This is a genomic window from Secundilactobacillus silagincola (assembly GCF_002583405.1).
GTDB lineage: Bacteria > Bacillota > Bacilli > Lactobacillales > Lactobacillaceae > Secundilactobacillus > Secundilactobacillus silagincola.
Genome location: NZ_BCMJ01000060.1, coordinates 1 through 252 on the forward strand (window position 1 = coordinate 1; position 252 = coordinate 252).

Consider the following 252-nt stretch of genomic DNA (forward strand, 5'->3'; position numbering starts at 1 on the left):
GCGTTGGAAACGTTAAGAGAACATCATGACGAGATCAAGAACACTTTTAATTATCCTTATACCAACGGACCACTAGAGGGTACTAACAATAAAATTAAAGCGATTAAACGAGCTGGTTTTGGCTACAAAAGCTTCCGTAAGTTTAGGGCAAGAGTACTTTATACCTTGCGTATTAAGACTAAAAAAGTCCTAATCACGAAATAGTGATTAGAACTGATTTAATAAATTTACCAACAACAGTTGTCAAAGAGC

The 252-nt window shown here is 35.3% G+C and carries 1 protein-coding gene; it reads left to right on the plus strand.

The window, feature by feature from the left end; all coding sequences use genetic code 11:
• Positions 1-204 (plus strand): transposase (locus CES82_RS12210; protein WP_143466319.1); only part of this gene is annotated, 204 nt, incomplete at its 5' end.
• Positions 205-252 lie beyond the last annotated feature (48 nt).